Genomic DNA, 16,295 nt, shown 5'->3' with positions numbered 1-16,295 from the left:
TGAGCCTGAGAATGGTATGCTGGGCTCGGGCATCCAAATCTTTTCTCACCTGTAGTTGTATCGCTGTTTCAATTGTAAAAGATCGGTATGGGTTGGGAATCTTATCCCAAAGATAACACTTTCATCTTTTCATCGAAAGGGCGCCTGTGTTAAAAAAAACAATGCAGAAGATTCAATTGCTTCAAATCCTATTGAGTAACAGCGTGTTGGACATGAAAATTTCATAAAATCAAAAATTTCAGGTGTAATTTTCCAGATCTTATATGCTGTAACTTTACCATCCAAAAACAATCAAAAGATGAAAACTCCAATCGAACATACCCGGCACACCTGCCCCGTTTCCAAAGACCAGTATTTTATTGACTCTTGCGGCAATCTGGTCTGCATCAAATCCTATAAAGGAGACTGGGGAGACTGGGATGAGGAAACTTCATTCCCTTGCGGTTCCCCTGCTGATGCTGATGAATCCCATACTGAATCTGAAACGGAATAAAAAATAGCCAATCACAGAAAAACATGCAAACATCCAATAAAAAACAGTACTGCAGCACAAGGACATCCGATAAAAAAAGGCCGTCCCAGACGGTTTCTTCAAGAACAGATGAGAAATCCGCTCCTGCGCAGACCAGACAAAGTGCGGCAGGCGTTAAAAATATCCAATAAAAGAAAAATGGAAAAGGCAGAATACAATCTCAAAGGAAAAACGGTGGTCATCACCGGGGCAACCAGCGGCGTCGGGCTCGCAGCTGTGGAAGCGTTTGCGCAGCAGGGCTGCAATATCGTGGCCGCCGCCAGAGGCTCCAAAGGCATTGGGCAGGTGCTGGAATACTGCAGAAGCGTTAATGTAAAGGCTGTCGGCATCTCAGCCGACGTATCTCTCCCGCAGGACGTAGAGAAGATTGCCCAGCAGGCCCTGGCAATTAATGGAAAAATTGACATCTGGGTCAACAATGCCGGAGTGATGGCCAGCGGCAGATTCGAGGAAATCCCAATGGAAATCCACCAGCAGGTCTTGAGGACCAATCTGTTCGGATACATGCACGGGGCCTATAATGCCATTAAGATCTTCAAAAGGCAGAACTATGGAATCCTGATCAATAATGTGTCCATCGGCGGTTTCATGCCAGCTCCCTACAGTGCCGTCTATTCTGCCTCCAAGCATGGGATAAAAGGAATGATGGAAGGCCTGCAGGGCGAAATAGCGAACAATAGAAATATCCATATCTGCAATTTATACCCGCAGCTGCAGAACTCCACAGGAAATCTCCATTCCGCCAAATACTCGGGGTTTGACATGGACATCTCACCGATTGCATCCGATCCTCGTGATACTGCAGCAGTTATGGTCTCTCTGGCAAAGCATCCCCGAAAAGATGTTTTTCCCGATTTCAGATCCTCTCTCATCACCCATACCTATAAGCTGTTCCCAAAGCTGATCAATAATGGCGCATCGGCCGTAGTACGCATGAGAATGGACAGCAATACTGACAAGAAGGATGATCCCGGAAATATCCTGGCCCCTTCAAAAGAGCCTCTTAGAATTCACGGCAGACCACCTGTGAAAAACATGCACAATCTTGCTTATGCCCTTATTGCCGGACTCGGAATCGGCGCGGCACTGCTTTGGGCTGCAGGAAAACCAAAACCCCTTTCTTGATTTATAGTTCCATAAATCAGAAAAAGCATTATGCCGTCAGAAATAGCATCAAAATGCGCCGAAATCCTGAAAACAAAAAATGCAGCATCGCTTTTGCTGAAAGCATGACAGCCGGACGCATGGCCGCTGACAGGACCGTTGGGCTGATCCTGGCTGGACTTGAAAAATATTGATATGGAAAATAAAATAACATTAAAAAACGTCCCCAGATACCTCTGGGGACGTTTTTATTTTACTGACTTTTCTCTTCATTGCGGAGCTTGTCATCAAAATCCGGCTCTTTACCCTTGAACTTATGGGTGTTGCCGTCATAATTTTCATCGTTGGTCAGGACTTCATCATGATTCTTGTACTCGTGTTTTCTCATATCCCTTCTCTTGTCAGATCCTTCTTTTCTTTCGGGATTCTGATTTTGATTGTTTGTCTTCATAGCTGTAAGTTTTAAATTTTAATAAAAATAGCAGTTAGGAAAGCGATTTTTCACGCTCCCAGTAACGGTGGTTTCCTAGCGCTTTTATAAAGGACGCCGCCAAATTCTTGTCTCCCGCGGAACTGCCGGCCAAGACGCCGCCGTCTTTTTCATCAATATCATTTATGTCCCCCAGCACTTGGGCACCTTCCGCTTCGCCTGCAATGATCTTGCAGTGGCTGTAGGAATCGTTTAGGAATTCTTTCACTTCCCTGATTTTGGAAAGCTCAAGTATTCCCTTGCCTGCCGGGATGAAAACACCGTCAAAAAGAACGGAAGCCGCGATTTTATAAGTCTGGTCTGCCGGTATTGCAGAACCCTCGGCAGTCTTGATGTCTCCTAAATGCGGAGCCACGATTACCGCTTTTGCGCCTTCTTTCTCCAGTGCCGCTTTCATTGCTTCTACCGAAGCCCCGCTTACGCCCTCTGCGCATAAAAAGGCAATCTGCCTTGTGCTGATGCTCTTGGATGAATTTGGATTTTTAAGTATGCTCAAAGCATCCGAGCGCTCTATGCTTTGTTTTGCCTTGACAGGTTCATGCGCTCCGGCGTCATCGGCTCCCACGCCATGGTTGATGGGCTTTTCCGGTATTTTCGGTACAGTCATACCCAGCGATTTGGCGACTTTAGCAGCCAGTGCCGCGCTTGCCTGATTGAGCAGCCCCAGCATTCTTTCCCTGATGGCAGGAGTTTCCACTTTTCCAAGCTCAAAGGACAAGGCCGCCGCGATATGTTCCTGCTCGGTCGGGGTCTGGCTGTTGTAAAACAAGGCAGCCTGGCTGAAATGATCTGAAAAGCTGCCGCTTCTTTCGCGTATTTTCTGAGCATCGACCCTTTCGTTGAAACTACTGAAGCCGCCCTGATCGATTTTTGCTTGAAAAGGACAGCCCCCGCCAAGCGAATTGGGATGATAGCTTACCCTGCCCGTTGCGATCTCCTGGCGCATATGCCCGTCACGCTGATTGTTGTGCATTGGGGCGATGGTGCGGTTGATATGGATTTCATGAAAATTGGGGCTTCCCAGCCTGGACAGCTGGGTATCGGTATAGGAAAACAGTCGGCCCTGCAATAGTGGATCGTTCGTGAAATCAATCCCCGGCACAATGTGCCCCGGATGAAAGGCCACCTGCTCTGTCTCGGCAAAGAAATTATCAGGATTCCTGTTTAGCGTCATTTTTCCGATGATGGTCACCGGAACAATTTCCTCCGGAACCAGTTTGGTCGGATCCAAAAGGTCAAAATCAAATATATGCTCATCGCTTTCCGGTATGAGCTGAACCCCCAGTTCCCATTCAGGGAAATGGCCGTCTTCGATTGCCTGCCATAAGTCCAGCTTATGGAAATCGGAATTTTTTCCCGAAATCTTCTGGGCTTCGTCCCAAACCACCGAATGGATTCCCAATTTGGGCTTCCAATGGAATTTGACAAAATGGGATTCGTTCTTTTCATTTATAAAACGGAAAGTATGCACCCCGAAGCCCTCCATCATGCGAAGGCTTCTGGGAATGGCCCTGTCGCTCATCACCCACATGATCATATGCATGGATTCGGGCATCAGGGAGATAAAATCCCAGAATGTATCGTGCGCGGATGCCGCCTGCGGGATCTCATTATGCGGTTCTGCCTTGACGGCATGGATCAGATCGGGAAATTTCATGGCATCCTGAATAAAAAAGACCGGCATATTGTTTCCCACCAGATCAAATATGCCTTCCTGGGTATAGAACTTCACGGCAAAACCGCGGACATCCCTGGCAAGATCAGTAGAGCCGCGTGAACCCGCCACTGTGGAGAAACGCACAAATACAGGCGTCTTGATGCTGGTATTATTCAGAAAACCGGCTTTGGTATAGCTGTCCATGCTTTTATAAAGCTCAAAATAGCCGTGCGCCGCCGACCCTCTTGCATGGACAATTCGCTCGGGGATGCGCTCATGGTCAAAATGGGTGATTTTTTCCCTCAAGATAAAGTCCTCAAGCAGGGACGGGCCCCTCTCGCCTGATTTTAGGGAGTTGGTGTCGTCGTTGATTCTAACGCCCTGGTCGGTCGTCAGAAACTGTCCCTCGGCATTGGATCGGTCTGCATCCAGATCCTTCTGTTTGCCATCATTGCTGTCCTGGTTTGTTTTTTTTGAATCTTTCATTTTTCTTTTGATTTTAATTGTATTACGAATTCCTGAAGATCTCAGGGAGAATTTTTAGCAGTGTCACAAAGTTAGACTGCCATGCGAAAAAAGCCGTACACAATTCAATCCAACCTTTACAACATTTACACCCACAGCAGCTGAAATACAACCACTTATCTTGTAATTATATAAGTTCTAAATTCCAATGGTATAAATAAAAAAGGCAGTCCGGTTCGTAAATTTGGTGCAACCCATTAAAAATTGCAGGACGTGATCTATACACTTTTAGAAATACTTTTAGTTTCGGCAGGCGCGACATCGGCCATGACCTTGTTCAGCTATGCGATGTCCAAAAAATTCAGGGAGCTGTATAAAGAACCTGTCCTGCTGGGCTACGCTATTGACAGGATGAAAATTAAAATTGCAGCAGAGAAGGCAAAAATATTGGGATGGATATCCCATTATGCAATAGGGTTCCTGTTTGTTCTTGGCTACCATTTCCTATGGCTGGACTATCCCGAGCTGCTCTCCCCGCAAGGGGTTCTGCTTCTGGGCGCCGCCAGCGGCATACTGGGGATCCTCAGCTGGATGTTCATCTTCGAAATGACGCAGTACAATCCCCAGATTGATGTTAAGGGCTATTACATCCAGCTGTTCTTCGCCCATATGTTATTTGCCATCACGGCAAGGGTATTATACTCCATTACATTAACACTTTTAATTCTGATAAAATCGTATGTCACTATCTAAATACAACCAGAAAAGGGATTTCAAGCAGACCCGCGAGCCAAAAGGCACGCCTGCAAAATCAGCAGGAGAATTGATTTTTGTGGTCCAGAAGCATGCCGCCTCCCATCTGCATTATGATTTTAGGCTGGAGATGGACGGAGTGCTCAAAAGCTGGGCGGTCCCAAAAGGGCCTTCGATGGACCCGCAGGTAAAACGCCTTGCCAAGATGGTGGAAGACCATCCCTACAGCTATAAGGATTTTGAAGGAACAATCCCTGAAGGAAACTACGGAGCCGGAAACGTAATTGTATGGGATAACGGAACTTATACTTCTGATCAGCAGACACCCAACAACGAAAAACAGCTGCTGGCGGATCTTAAAAAAGGCAGGCTCAGTTTTGTATTGAAAGGGAAAAAACTGAAAGGGGAATTCTCTCTGGTAAAGCTTCACGGAAAACAGGAGAATGCATGGCTGCTGATCAAAAAGCAGGATAAGTACGCCGCAGAGGAAGATGTTCTGAAAAAAAATAAATCCGTAGTTTCCAAAAGGACTCTGGAAGAGCTTCAGGTAAATTCTAAAAAAGCAGCTGAAAAATCCAAAAAACAGCAGACTGCCGCCGCAACAAAAAAAAAGCCTGAAGAAAAATCAGAAGCAGTGCATTTTATTAAGCCCATGCTCGCAGGATCCATCGAAAAGCCTTTTGATGACCAGCAGTGGATTTTTGAAAACAAATATGACGGATACCGCACCATTGCAGTTGTAAACGCTGACAAAATCCAGCTTTACAGCCGCAATAAAATATCTTTTGACATTGCATTCAAACCTATAGCTGAAAAGTTGTCCAAGATAGACCACACTGTCGTTCTGGACGGCGAGGCTGTCGTTGAAGATGCTTCAGGCAGGGCCGACTTTCAGATGCTGCAGAATTATCTTAAAACGGAGATCGGAAACCTGAAATACTATGTTTTTGACCTGCTGCACCTGGATGGCAATGACCTTACCGGATTATCCCTTTTGGAAAGAAAAGAACTTCTGAAGCTCCTATTGAACAAATATTCATTTTCGAATATTTTCTATTCCGGGCATACTGTCGGAAACGGAACTGAACAGCTTGAAAAAGCCAGAAAAAATAAAAGCGAAGGAATAATGGCAAAAAAAGCGGACAGCCATTATCTGCCAGGAAAAAGAAGCAATGAGTGGCTCAAAATAAAACTTGCAAGTGAAGAGGAAGCCATTATCATAGGCATTACCGAGCCTAAAAATTCAAGAAAATACTTTGGAGCAATACTTCTGGGGCAATACAAGGGAAAACAGCTGCAGTACATCGGCAAATGCGGAACGGGTTTTACGGAATCGGTCTTAAAAGAGCTGTACGGAAAACTCAAACCTTATTTTGCTCCAGCCTCGCCGCTGCAGGAAAAAGTGCCCCTAAGGGATAAGATCCAATGGGTAAAACCCAAATTGGTCTGTCAAGTCAAATACTCGGAATGGACGCAGGACCGGCATCTGCGGCATCCAGTTTATCTGGGACTCAGAATGGATAAAAAAGCGGCTGAAGTGCAGCTTTCATCCCCCCAGGCAGAAAATGCAGTTACACCGCCTAAAGAAGGAAAAATGGAAGAATTGAAAAAGCATAAAACGGAAAATGACTACGAGATGAAAATTGGAAAAACAACCCTGCATCTGACCAATCAGAACAAGATTTATTTTCCAAAAGACGGAATCACCAAAGGGGAAATTGTGCAGTACTACAATGAAGTCTCGGATCTGATCCTTCCCTATCTGAAAGACCGTCCCGAATCAATGAACCGCTTTCCCAACGGGATTGATGCGCCTTCTTTTTACCAAAAGGATATTGATCTTGACAAAACGCCAAAATGGCTTAAAACCAAAAAAATCTTTTCAGAATCCAATAATGAAAATATAGATTACCTGATCTGCAATAACAAAGAGACACTGCTGTACATGGCCAATCTTGGATGCATTGAAATGAATCCCTGGAATTCAACAATTGATCACATCCAGAATCCCGACTGGCTGGTTATGGATCTGGATCCTGCATCCTCATCCGATTTTTCAATAGTGGTGCAGACGGCCCAAACCGTAAAAGAGCTCATGGATGAACTGGAGACCGAATGCCTGTGCAAGACTTCCGGAGCGACAGGCCTTCATATTTATATTCCGCTTGGCGCGAAATACGATTATGATTCCATTAAGATACTGGGAGAATTGCTTGCAAGGGAGATTCAGGGAAGGCTTCCTGACAGTACTACAACCGAACGAAGCATAAAAAAGAGAAAAAACAGATTATATATTGATTATCTTCAAAACCGACGGGGACAGACTCTTGCCGCCCCTTACTCGGCGCGTCCAAAACCTGGCGCCACTGTCTCAACACCATTGCAATGGAGTGAGGTCACCCAAAAACTGCATCCTTCGCAATTCACCATTAAAAATGTGCTGAAACGTTTTGAGAAAAAAGGAGACTTATGGCAGCCGGTCTTATCATCTGGTGCAGACATCAAAAAGATCATCAAAAAACTGGAAGAAAAACAGCAGACCCCTTAAGATGATTTTTTCTTGTTCTCCAAACTTGCTTTGAGCATTTCCATTAAATCATCGCTCTGCTTGTGGACTACTTTGAGTTTAGTGGAAGCTTTGCGGACCTGGCCTTTGGATTTCTTTTTAATGATATCCAGCAGCTTGGCTGTGTATTCATCTTTAAATCCCGTAATATCAAATTTTTCGGTAAGCTGGCCGATAAGCTTTTCAGCCATGTCCATTTCTTTTGTGGCTTTCTTGGAAACAGGAGGCAGTTTGAGTTCGCTTGTGCTTCTTATTTCCTGTTCAAAGCGGATCCTGTTCAGCACAATGACATCATTGTAAGGCTTTAGAATAGCCAAGCTCTCTTTATTTCGCAATACAAAACGGGTAAGCCCGACTTTGCCCGAAGCCTGCAATGCATCACGAAGCAGGCCATAGGCATTCATCGCGCCTTTGTCTGGTTCCAGATAGTATGGCTGTTCATAATAAATACTCTGTATTTCGCTTTCAAGAACAAAACTTTCAATAGCGATGGTTTTGGTCTTGATGGCATCTGCCGCTTCAAAATCGGCATCTTCGAGTATCACGTATTTATCATTAAGCTTATATCCTTTAACTATATTGGCAAAATCGACTTCTTTGCCCGTTTCTTCATTTACACGTTTGAATTTGATATTGGCATGGTCTTTTTTATCCAGCATGTCCATATCCAGACTGCTCTCTTCTACTGCTGAAAAGATCTTGATTGGAATATTTATCAATCCAAAACTCACCGAACCTGTCCATATTGATCTCATAATCTTCGTTTTTAAATTTTACACTAAATTTAAAAAACACCAGCTGTAAAAATATTACAATTTCACTGGAAGGTTTTATAAAATATCTATTCGAAATACAGTCTAAAAAGTTTAAATAACGGACATAAAATGACTAGGACAAAAGGGTTTGACAAAATTTGAAAAGCTTGAAAGCAATGTAGTGGGTCTAAGATAATCCTTCTCATTTATGATATTCTTCAGCAGTAAGAGGTTCCAACTAAATTACCGCTCCTTTCTCCAGGTGCAGAATCGGCGCACCTATTTCAAAATGAAATCGAAAACACTGTCTAACAATCACTTGAAGCCTTAAGTTCGAATCATTACTACAACTTCTTTAGCTCCGTACAATAACATAAATAAAAGAGTTCGTGTCTTAGCATTACGTACAAAGAACCCATTCTATGAAACAGTTACAAATTAAGGTAGTTGTAGCCAGTTTTATTACTGTTCTACCGAGCCTTTAAAATTGATTTATCTCTGATCCAACTTAATAAAAGAAATATTATGAGAGATGAGAACCTATTTAAAATGTTTTAAAGATTTGCCCTTATGTTTGCGCAATGCCCTAAAACAGCTTGCTCGGGAGCCAAATCCACAAATAAGCGACATTTTTTCAATAGATAGATTCTTTAATATAGGGGCATTTATGTTTTCCAGCAGGTATTGAATTCTTTTTAAATTTACATAATCATTAAAATTTAACCTAAACTCAGCATTAATCAGATAAGAAATTTTATGCCCGGTAATTCCTGTTTCTTCCGATAGCTGGGCCAGGCAGAAATCTTTATTCAAAAAAAGCTTTTTGGAATTCGTGTAAAATTCTATTTTTACTAAGCATTCTTCTTTTTCTACCTTTGTTAGTTTGTGAAACATATTACCCATATGTTTGTTTGTTTTTAAAAATATTTAAATTTAATACTGCTAATTAGATAGATTTTACATTGGCAGATACCATCTAAATCCTAATCTAACTCCAAAATTTGAAGAATTTCTCGGATAACCGTCGGATCTATAAGCCATAACTTCAGGTTCGATATAAGCATTATACTTTAATTTGCCCGACCATATATATCCAACCCTGAAATCCATCGGTATAGCCACTTTTCCCGTCTTATAGTCGATCTGCCATTCGGGTTCAATCCCAGCATAAACCCCATTTGCCCATGTATAGAAGACATTTGGCTGCAAGACGGCATAAGCGGAAGAACCATACTTGTCATTTCCAGATATGGAGAAAAAATTTTCCCATATCCAGTACATCTGCCATTTTCCAAGATCTGTGAAAGTAACTGTGAAAGCCGGACCGATACTCCACTGGGGAGAACCAAGCTGGTCGTCGGTTCTTGTAGGGATCTGAATATTCCATCCCGCACCAAACTCCCCCCAGTCTTTCTTGGTGAGGAGAAAAAACTGGTTCAAAGTCAGATCGCCCAATCCGGTTTTGCCGTCTGGCGCCGTATTTAAAAAAGTAATGACCCTTATCAGCTGCGGCACTTTAATTAAAAATCCTTCTTTCAAAGGAATGATCCCCCTGAAACGAAAATTTTGTGCGAATCCATCCTGTCCCTCAGTCTTAAATATTGCATATTCTTCCAATTGCAGCTGCCAGGCTAAAGTGGTGGGATTCATCACTTCCTGTGATAGTTTTACCGAAGTGGCACCGCTCTGCGATTCCTTGTTTTCTTCTGTTTCCTGAGCAGCCCCAACAATGCACCCCGCGAATAGCATCACTAATAACGCTGCATAATCTCTTGCGCCTTTTGCTTCCTGGTTAAATATTTTTAATTTCATAGCTCACCTTTTAACAATTAATTGCCCGGAAAAATCACTTTCCAATCGTTTTTCATGTCTGCAAAAGCCCAATTTTTAGCCTTTCCCTCATCAAGCCCTTTATTGAGTGTCCCCACCGGAGATTTTCTGTCATATGCCCATTCGCGGATAGAATCTGTATGGTGGACATACAATTCAAAATTCTTGTATTTATTGGAAGCGGCCCACTGTAGCATCTGAAGGTCCCCGTCTGAATTTCCTGCCGCGAAAACCGGTTTTTTTCCAATATACTTTTCTATTGCAACTGGTTTTCCCTCTTTGTCATCATTAAAATCCAGGGCAGGCAGTTTTGTTATCACCGGTTTGCCATTGTTGTAGTCATATTTTGCCTGAAGTGTGCTGCCCACAATCTGGTCTTTTGGGATTCCGTAGACTTCCTCAGCCCATGCGCGCATGAAATCAATACCGCCCCCAGAAACGATAAATACTTTGAAATGGTTATCCTGTAGATATTTAACCAATTCAAGCATAGGCTGGTAAATGAGTTCTTTGTAAAGTTTTTTCTTTGTCGGATGCTTCGCCGTGCTGATCCATTTGCCCACGCTATCCTCGAATTCATCGGTAGACATTCCTGCATGGCTGACGGCTACAATCTGCATCAATCCAGCTTTGCCCTGCTTCATCAGTTCCCCCATATTATTTTCCAGCACTGCTTTAAAAGGCTGCTTGCTTTTCCATTCCGGATGTTTGGGAGCTAGGGCTTTGACCTGATCCAAGGCGAAGAAAAGTTGGAAATAAAAAGGCTGTTCAGCCCATAAAGTTCCGTCATTGTCAAAAGTTGCGATGCGGTCCTTTACAGGTATAAAATTAGGGCTTTCTGTATTGGTTACATCTTTTACATAGGCAATGATGTCCTGTTTTACTTTTGTATCGTTCCATGAGCTCAGAGGAGAATTATTCTCAGATGAGATCTCTTGGGCCGGCCTATCTTTATTCTGATCTTTTAACGTTTCTTTTTTACAGCCTGCAGCTAGTGCCATTAATAACCAGATAAGTGCCAGTTTACATCCTGTAGTTTTTATTGTCTTTTTCATCTTATTTTATATAAATGTTTCGGATTAAAAAAGTCTTGATTCAAAAAAAGGTGAAATTTTTAATCCCACCTTTTTTTTCAGTTTAGATTAGCTGTGAATTAATATTTGACATCTTCAGGCAGTTTCATGCCTTTTTCTTCCATTAATTTTTTCGCCTCCTGAATATTTCTGAACCTTGTTATAGTTTCATTCCCTAAATAAACTTCTCCCTGCAGAGGTCGTGGAGGATACTGGATATATGTTTTCATAAGATCCTGAATGGCTTTATTGAAAACTGGAAGTGTCCATGTTTTTTCTGTAAAGCTGTTCATAAACAAATCATATCGCTCCTGCGGATCCTGCCATAGATCATATATGGCCGGCACAGTTGCAACATAAGTTTCATCACCTCTCCAACCCAGTTGTTGTCCAGGCGCATCACTTCCTGCCTGAGCTCCATTATCACCTCTCGTGTTATATACTGCTTTGAAGTGGCTTACTCGAACTGCACCAGGAGATAATTCAGATTCCGTGAAATAATACCAGTTATTGCGAAGCGGTTTTCCTTTTTGGAATAATACATTAGACATATCATAACTGTCAAAAACCATAGGCTTGCCTTCTCTGTCATTTTTAGGAAGCTCAACACCGGCAAGACTGGCAAAGGTTGCCATCAGGTCAAGGCCGCCAACAATATCATGATTTTGTTTCCCTGCTTCGATCTGTCCAGGCCACCATGCAATTGCAGGAACTCGGCTTCCTCCTTCTCTGTCTGTTCCTTTTGAACCTCTAAAAGGCGTATATCCGGCGTCAGGATGCACGTCCTGCCATGCTCCATTATCAACAGTATAAATTACAATGGTGTTATCTGCAATACCCAGTTTCTTAATTTCATCCATTACGCGCCCTACATTATAGTCCATCTCCATAACGCAGTCTGCATATTTGCTTGCTCCCGGGGATTTTCCTTTAAACTGTTTTGATGGCAGGTTAGGCTGATGGTTTTTAGCAAAGTTTACGCACATAAAAAACGGGTCCTTTGCAGCTGCATAACCATCAAGCTGTTTCAAAACATTTTCTGTCATCATCATATCAAGTTCGGCTATATTCTCTTCGGTGACTTTAGAAACTTCCCTTACTTTTCCTCCAGCTTCACCTTCTAATACACCTGTAGTTACTTTCTTAAAGAATGCCAGCATTTCCGGGGTCATATCAGGATTCCATGACTGAAAGGCATATGTATATGCATTTAAATGATACAACACTACATTCTGCATTTTATCAAAACCATGTGCTGTCGGCATTGCATAATCTGCTTCTCCCAAATGCCATTTTCCAGAAAAATACGTTTTGTAATTCGCTTTCTTTAAAACGGAAGCCAGAGTCCATTCTCCAGCCGGAAGACCTCCGCCCTGACCTTGGAAAGCCACCGTAGTCATACCGCTTCGGTTTGGAATACGTCCAGTTATCATTGCCGCTCTTCCGGGCGTACAGCTCGGCTGTCCGTAGAACTCCCAGAACTGCATTCCTTCTTTGGCCATCTTATCCAGATTAGGAGTAGGCATTCCACGCGACTCACCTCCTCCATAAACACCAAGGTCTCCCCATCCTGTATCGTCAGAAATCAACATTATGATATTAGGTTTCTTTTTGGACTGTGCTTCAGCGCTAAAAAATAACAGCAGCAGTAAACTTGTTAAAACTATTGATAAGGCATTTTTTTTCATAAGTACAACATTTATAAATTAGTATCATTATAAAAATAAGAAGTAACCATTAAAGCGCGGCACATTCATAACAATATGGTGTTGCAAATTATAATCTGAAACCATTTTTTTTGAAAATGTAAAACTTACAGACTCCAAAATTTGGAGCTTCGTCCTATTTTACCGTAAAAGCTATGTCGATTTTAATACGAGCTTACCCTTCTGTTTTTTATGCTATAAATGTGCAGATGAAACCTTGCGAAAGCTTAAATAGTGTTTACCTGAAAATGTAAAAAGTAGGATATTATGCCTAAAGTTTCTCACTGGCAACTAACTTTATATCTTCCAATTTTAAAAGTATGAAAAATAAGAAGAAAATGTTTACTTTGAATTTTAAGATTCTGACCGCTACCATGAGCATCCACTGCGAAAGAGCGAGTGAGTAGGCAAGAGAGCTCAATATCAGCACAAGTAATCTGCAGTATTGGAAGAAGCTTTACAGGAAGGCACATTTACTAGGAAGGCAGATTTACCACAATAAAGACTTTAGCTGAAATATCACATAAAAATGAACTGCCGAAACTGCGGAAGCAGATCAAAGAGTTAGAAATTGAAAGGGATTCATCAGGGAAAATTCTGAAATATTTCCTCTCGAGAAGACGTGTCTCATTTTTCAGATCCACAAAAGCAGTTTCTTCTGATCGCGCAAAATAACACTCACTGCAAGATTAGTGCGAAAAGCCCACAACATAAGCGAAATTATAAGAATTTATCACTAGTGCCAATGTCGATACGGAAGCCCGAGAATTGCTAAATAATTAGATTCTGTCGGGATAAAAGTCTCCAGAAATATACAGATTCAAACCCTCTCTCGCTACCATTTAAAAAGCTTCAGATTTCTCTGAAGCTTTTTTACTTTCAATCAATTTGAATCACTCTCAAATCTGTTTACTAAACATGACATTACTAATTAACTGTCTTTTGGAAGTAATTTATTTGTCAATCAATTTAAACACCATTTCAATAGCTTCATCTCCATTATCTATTTTTTTCTTTAATTTTCTAATAAAGACATTTTCGTTATGGGAATAGTTTATTTTTTTATTTGGGGGAATTCCTATGCTTTCATAACAAGTTCCATTAATATCTTGGTAAATTTCATTGGAAAGGTTCAATATCCAGCCATTAGGCAATTTTTTTTCTAAAATATCAGAAAATATACCTTCAGTATTAGATCCTATGCGCGTAATATTTTGTATTGCAATTGAACCAAGAGATAATACTTCCGGAGCGCTGGCAGTCTGATGGCTTGTGAGAAGAAAAACTGGTTTATTATATGTTGTGTCAGCAGGTAAAATAGAAACAAACTCCGGTTCTGTATAACCGTTTAACAACTTGGCTTTTTTGGAATATAATTTAGTTTCTTCGGCAATAAAATGCCTTAGTATTTCTAATGACACCAAATCATAGCCTCCTGAATTGAAACGCAAATCTATAATTACGGCATTTGTTCCCTGTAACTCTTTGATGATTTTCCCCATTAGCGTTCTAATTCCGCTTTTTTCATCTTCAAAATGATTAGGATTACTTTCGGATGCGTTCAGGTAACCGAATAAATAATCATATCCTGAAAGTGCATCAGGATTTTTGTACTTATCAGAAAAAAACAACATATTGTTTATCTGTATATAACCTATATTATTTTCAGTGATTCCATAGTTTAACAGACCATTACCCTTAATACTCGTTCCAAATCTTATTGGATTCTTGACATAACGTCCTAAAATTTCATTTTCTAAAACGGCTGTTTTATGATTTGTTCTGTAATGGGGAAATGCACTATTTTCTTTAGGTACAATCAAGGTTGTATGCCCATCATTTAACTGTTTGATTATACTTTTCAAAGTATGACGTAACTGAGTTTTATTTTTGATTTTGCCTGAATATTTTTCCTTTATGCTGAGCCAATCCATTTTTCGCTCGCTAAAAAAAGGATAATTTTCATTCATCATATTCCAAAAAACATCAAAATTATAATTAGGGTCCTCGAGTTTTGCTACATTACATTCAGCGGTGTTTGGCAGTTCACTTATTTTATCTAGTGTGTATATTTTGATACCCTGCGTAATGGTAAGCAAATTTTGATCCACTCTTTTAATAGTTCCCAATTGCAAAATATCATTTCTTTTCAATTGAGAACTTAGTGTACATGAAATAGATGTTGTTTCGTAGCTGTTTACTGCGGTGTCATTAATAGTTATAATTTTTCCATATCCTCTCATTTTCCAGATGCCATTTAGAACATCTTCAGTTTCTGTTTGAGCAAACAGGCTTTGGATCGAAGATAAGATAATAAAATAGAAAATAGTTTTTAATTTGAAACAATTTTGACAAATTAGAAATTGCAATTGTAGTTTTCTTCTCATAAATGGATTAGTTTTAAATTGTAAAACTATTCTTTTGTTTTTTAGTGCGTGTTAAAAAAGCTACAATTAAAACTTAAAAAAGCTACAAATTATAAAAGTGAAAAATAGTAGTTGTCTAGTTTATAGGAGTTGATACCTTTTTGCTACTAAAATTTAAGATTGCAGCCTGCAGAAATCAATCACCCTAAATTTTGACATGAATTTGAACTGCATTCCTACTTCAAAAAATTTAGATCAATGTTAATGGCGATTTTTAAAAGCTTGGTCAAATGATTTTAGAATCCACAATTTTTAATATATTTGTGATACAAAAAAAGATTACTACTACTTCCTGTTAATTCGGTAGTTTTTAAAGCTTTGTGAATGTTTTAATATTGAAAAAGTAAAAAATTGAATTTGGTGCAGAATCGGTGCACTTGGTTCAAGACATTTATAAAAACGTAGCGTAGACGGGTTTCAACACATATAGTTCGAATCCTGCTCTCCTCATCCCTAATAAATGCATACATAATTATCTACTAATTAGATTAAAGCGGTTTAAAAAGTTTAATATCCCGACCAAATTTTGATTTGAATAATCTCAAAATTATTATATAATTTTACTAAAAACTAACCCAGTACCAAATTTATTTTCAGGAATTATATAAAAAGCTATTACGTCTTAATAAATTTAAATACACATATGTTTTAACATTTTTTAACGTTTTACCCTTACGATACATACAAACCGTTTACAAATAAAAATTTAAAATAATTATCTTACAAATTCACTTGAAAATAGGCTAATTTCTTTAAATCATTCATAAAATGGTTTGTAAATTGTTCAGTAAGGGTCACTTCTTAAGAAAACGTTAAAACTTAGGTTTTAGCGTTTTTTTTATGTCCTTTCTACACTATTTAACCATCTTTTACATCTAAAAAAGAGAGATTTGTAAATCCTATCAAGTTAACACCACTGGACACAAACCACCAGTAAA

At 40.4% G+C, this 16,295-nt stretch carries 11 protein-coding genes and 1 pseudogene; 4 read left to right on the top strand and 8 right to left on the bottom strand.

The window, feature by feature from the left end; all coding sequences use genetic code 11:
* The first annotated feature begins 298 nt into the window (after positions 1-298).
* Together DMA14_RS22760 and DMA14_RS16980 are read left to right on the top strand one after the other, a co-directional pair.
* Positions 299-493 (top strand): hypothetical protein, encoded by a 195-nt coding sequence (locus DMA14_RS22760; RefSeq protein WP_157957723.1) that lies wholly within the window; start codon positions 299-301, stop codon positions 491-493.
* Between the two features lie 177 nt (positions 494-670).
* Complete coding sequence (locus DMA14_RS16980; RefSeq protein WP_111425847.1) at positions 671-1,657, top strand: SDR family NAD(P)-dependent oxidoreductase; 987 nt, start codon at positions 671-673, stop codon at positions 1,655-1,657.
* 232 nt (positions 1,658-1,889) lie between these two features.
* Here DMA14_RS16980 and DMA14_RS16975 read toward each other — a convergent pair whose 3' ends face one another.
* Both DMA14_RS16975 and DMA14_RS16970 read right to left on the bottom strand, forming a co-directional pair.
* On the bottom strand, positions 1,890-2,087 hold the full coding sequence (locus DMA14_RS16975) for a hypothetical protein (protein WP_111425772.1): 198 nt from the start codon (positions 2,085-2,087) through the stop codon (positions 1,890-1,892).
* 34 nt (positions 2,088-2,121) lie between these two features.
* The gene (locus DMA14_RS16970; RefSeq protein ID WP_111425771.1) at positions 2,122-4,269 is read right to left on the bottom strand and encodes a catalase; all 2,148 of its coding nucleotides are present in this window, start codon (positions 4,267-4,269) and stop codon (positions 2,122-2,124) included.
* Positions 4,270-4,521: 252 nt separating this feature from the next.
* Between DMA14_RS16970 and DMA14_RS16965 the strand changes: the two genes are divergently transcribed.
* Positions 4,522-5,001: a hypothetical protein gene (locus DMA14_RS16965; protein WP_238989991.1), complete on the top strand. Its 480-nt coding sequence runs from the start codon at positions 4,522-4,524 to the stop codon at positions 4,999-5,001.
* Positions 4,988-7,549: a DNA ligase D gene (gene ligD, locus DMA14_RS16960; RefSeq protein ID WP_111425769.1), complete on the top strand. Its 2,562-nt coding sequence runs from the start codon at positions 4,988-4,990 to the stop codon at positions 7,547-7,549. Before DMA14_RS16965 ends, ligD begins: the two co-directional genes overlap by 14 nt.
* An 80-nt stretch (positions 7,550-7,629) precedes the next feature.
* Here the strand turns inward: ligD and ku are convergent.
* The 6 genes and pseudogenes from ku to DMA14_RS16925 form a co-directional block, all read right to left on the bottom strand.
* Positions 7,630-8,322: pseudogene (ku, locus tag DMA14_RS16955) on the bottom strand (non-homologous end joining protein Ku); the annotation flags it as partial.
* 540 nt (positions 8,323-8,862) lie between these two features.
* Positions 8,863-9,216 (bottom strand): helix-turn-helix domain-containing protein, encoded by a 354-nt coding sequence (locus DMA14_RS16950; protein WP_157957722.1) that lies wholly within the window; start codon positions 9,214-9,216, stop codon positions 8,863-8,865.
* A gap of 63 nt (positions 9,217-9,279) precedes the next feature.
* On the bottom strand, positions 9,280-10,134 hold the full coding sequence (locus DMA14_RS16945; protein WP_111425766.1) for a transporter family protein: 855 nt from the start codon (positions 10,132-10,134) through the stop codon (positions 9,280-9,282).
* A 17-nt stretch (positions 10,135-10,151) separates the two neighbouring features.
* Positions 10,152-11,207, bottom strand: coding sequence for an HAD family hydrolase (locus tag DMA14_RS16940; protein ID WP_111425765.1), 1,056 nt, complete (start codon positions 11,205-11,207; stop codon positions 10,152-10,154).
* A 98-nt stretch (positions 11,208-11,305) separates the two neighbouring features.
* Positions 11,306-12,913 (bottom strand): arylsulfatase, encoded by a 1,608-nt coding sequence (locus DMA14_RS16935; RefSeq protein ID WP_111425764.1) that lies wholly within the window; start codon positions 12,911-12,913, stop codon positions 11,306-11,308.
* Between the two features lie 971 nt (positions 12,914-13,884).
* On the bottom strand, positions 13,885-15,318 hold the full coding sequence (locus tag DMA14_RS16925) for a S41 family peptidase (RefSeq protein ID WP_111425762.1): 1,434 nt from the start codon (positions 15,316-15,318) through the stop codon (positions 13,885-13,887).
* Between the last annotated feature and the right edge of the window lie 977 nt (positions 15,319-16,295).

Origin of the sequence: Flavobacterium sharifuzzamanii (assembly GCF_003254585.1) — a bacterium.
In the GTDB taxonomy this organism is placed as follows: Bacteria; Bacteroidota; Bacteroidia; order Flavobacteriales; family Flavobacteriaceae; genus Flavobacterium; species Flavobacterium sharifuzzamanii.
Note: the sequence above shows the minus strand (reverse complement) of the source record. Positions and strands in the feature narration are given on the sequence as shown.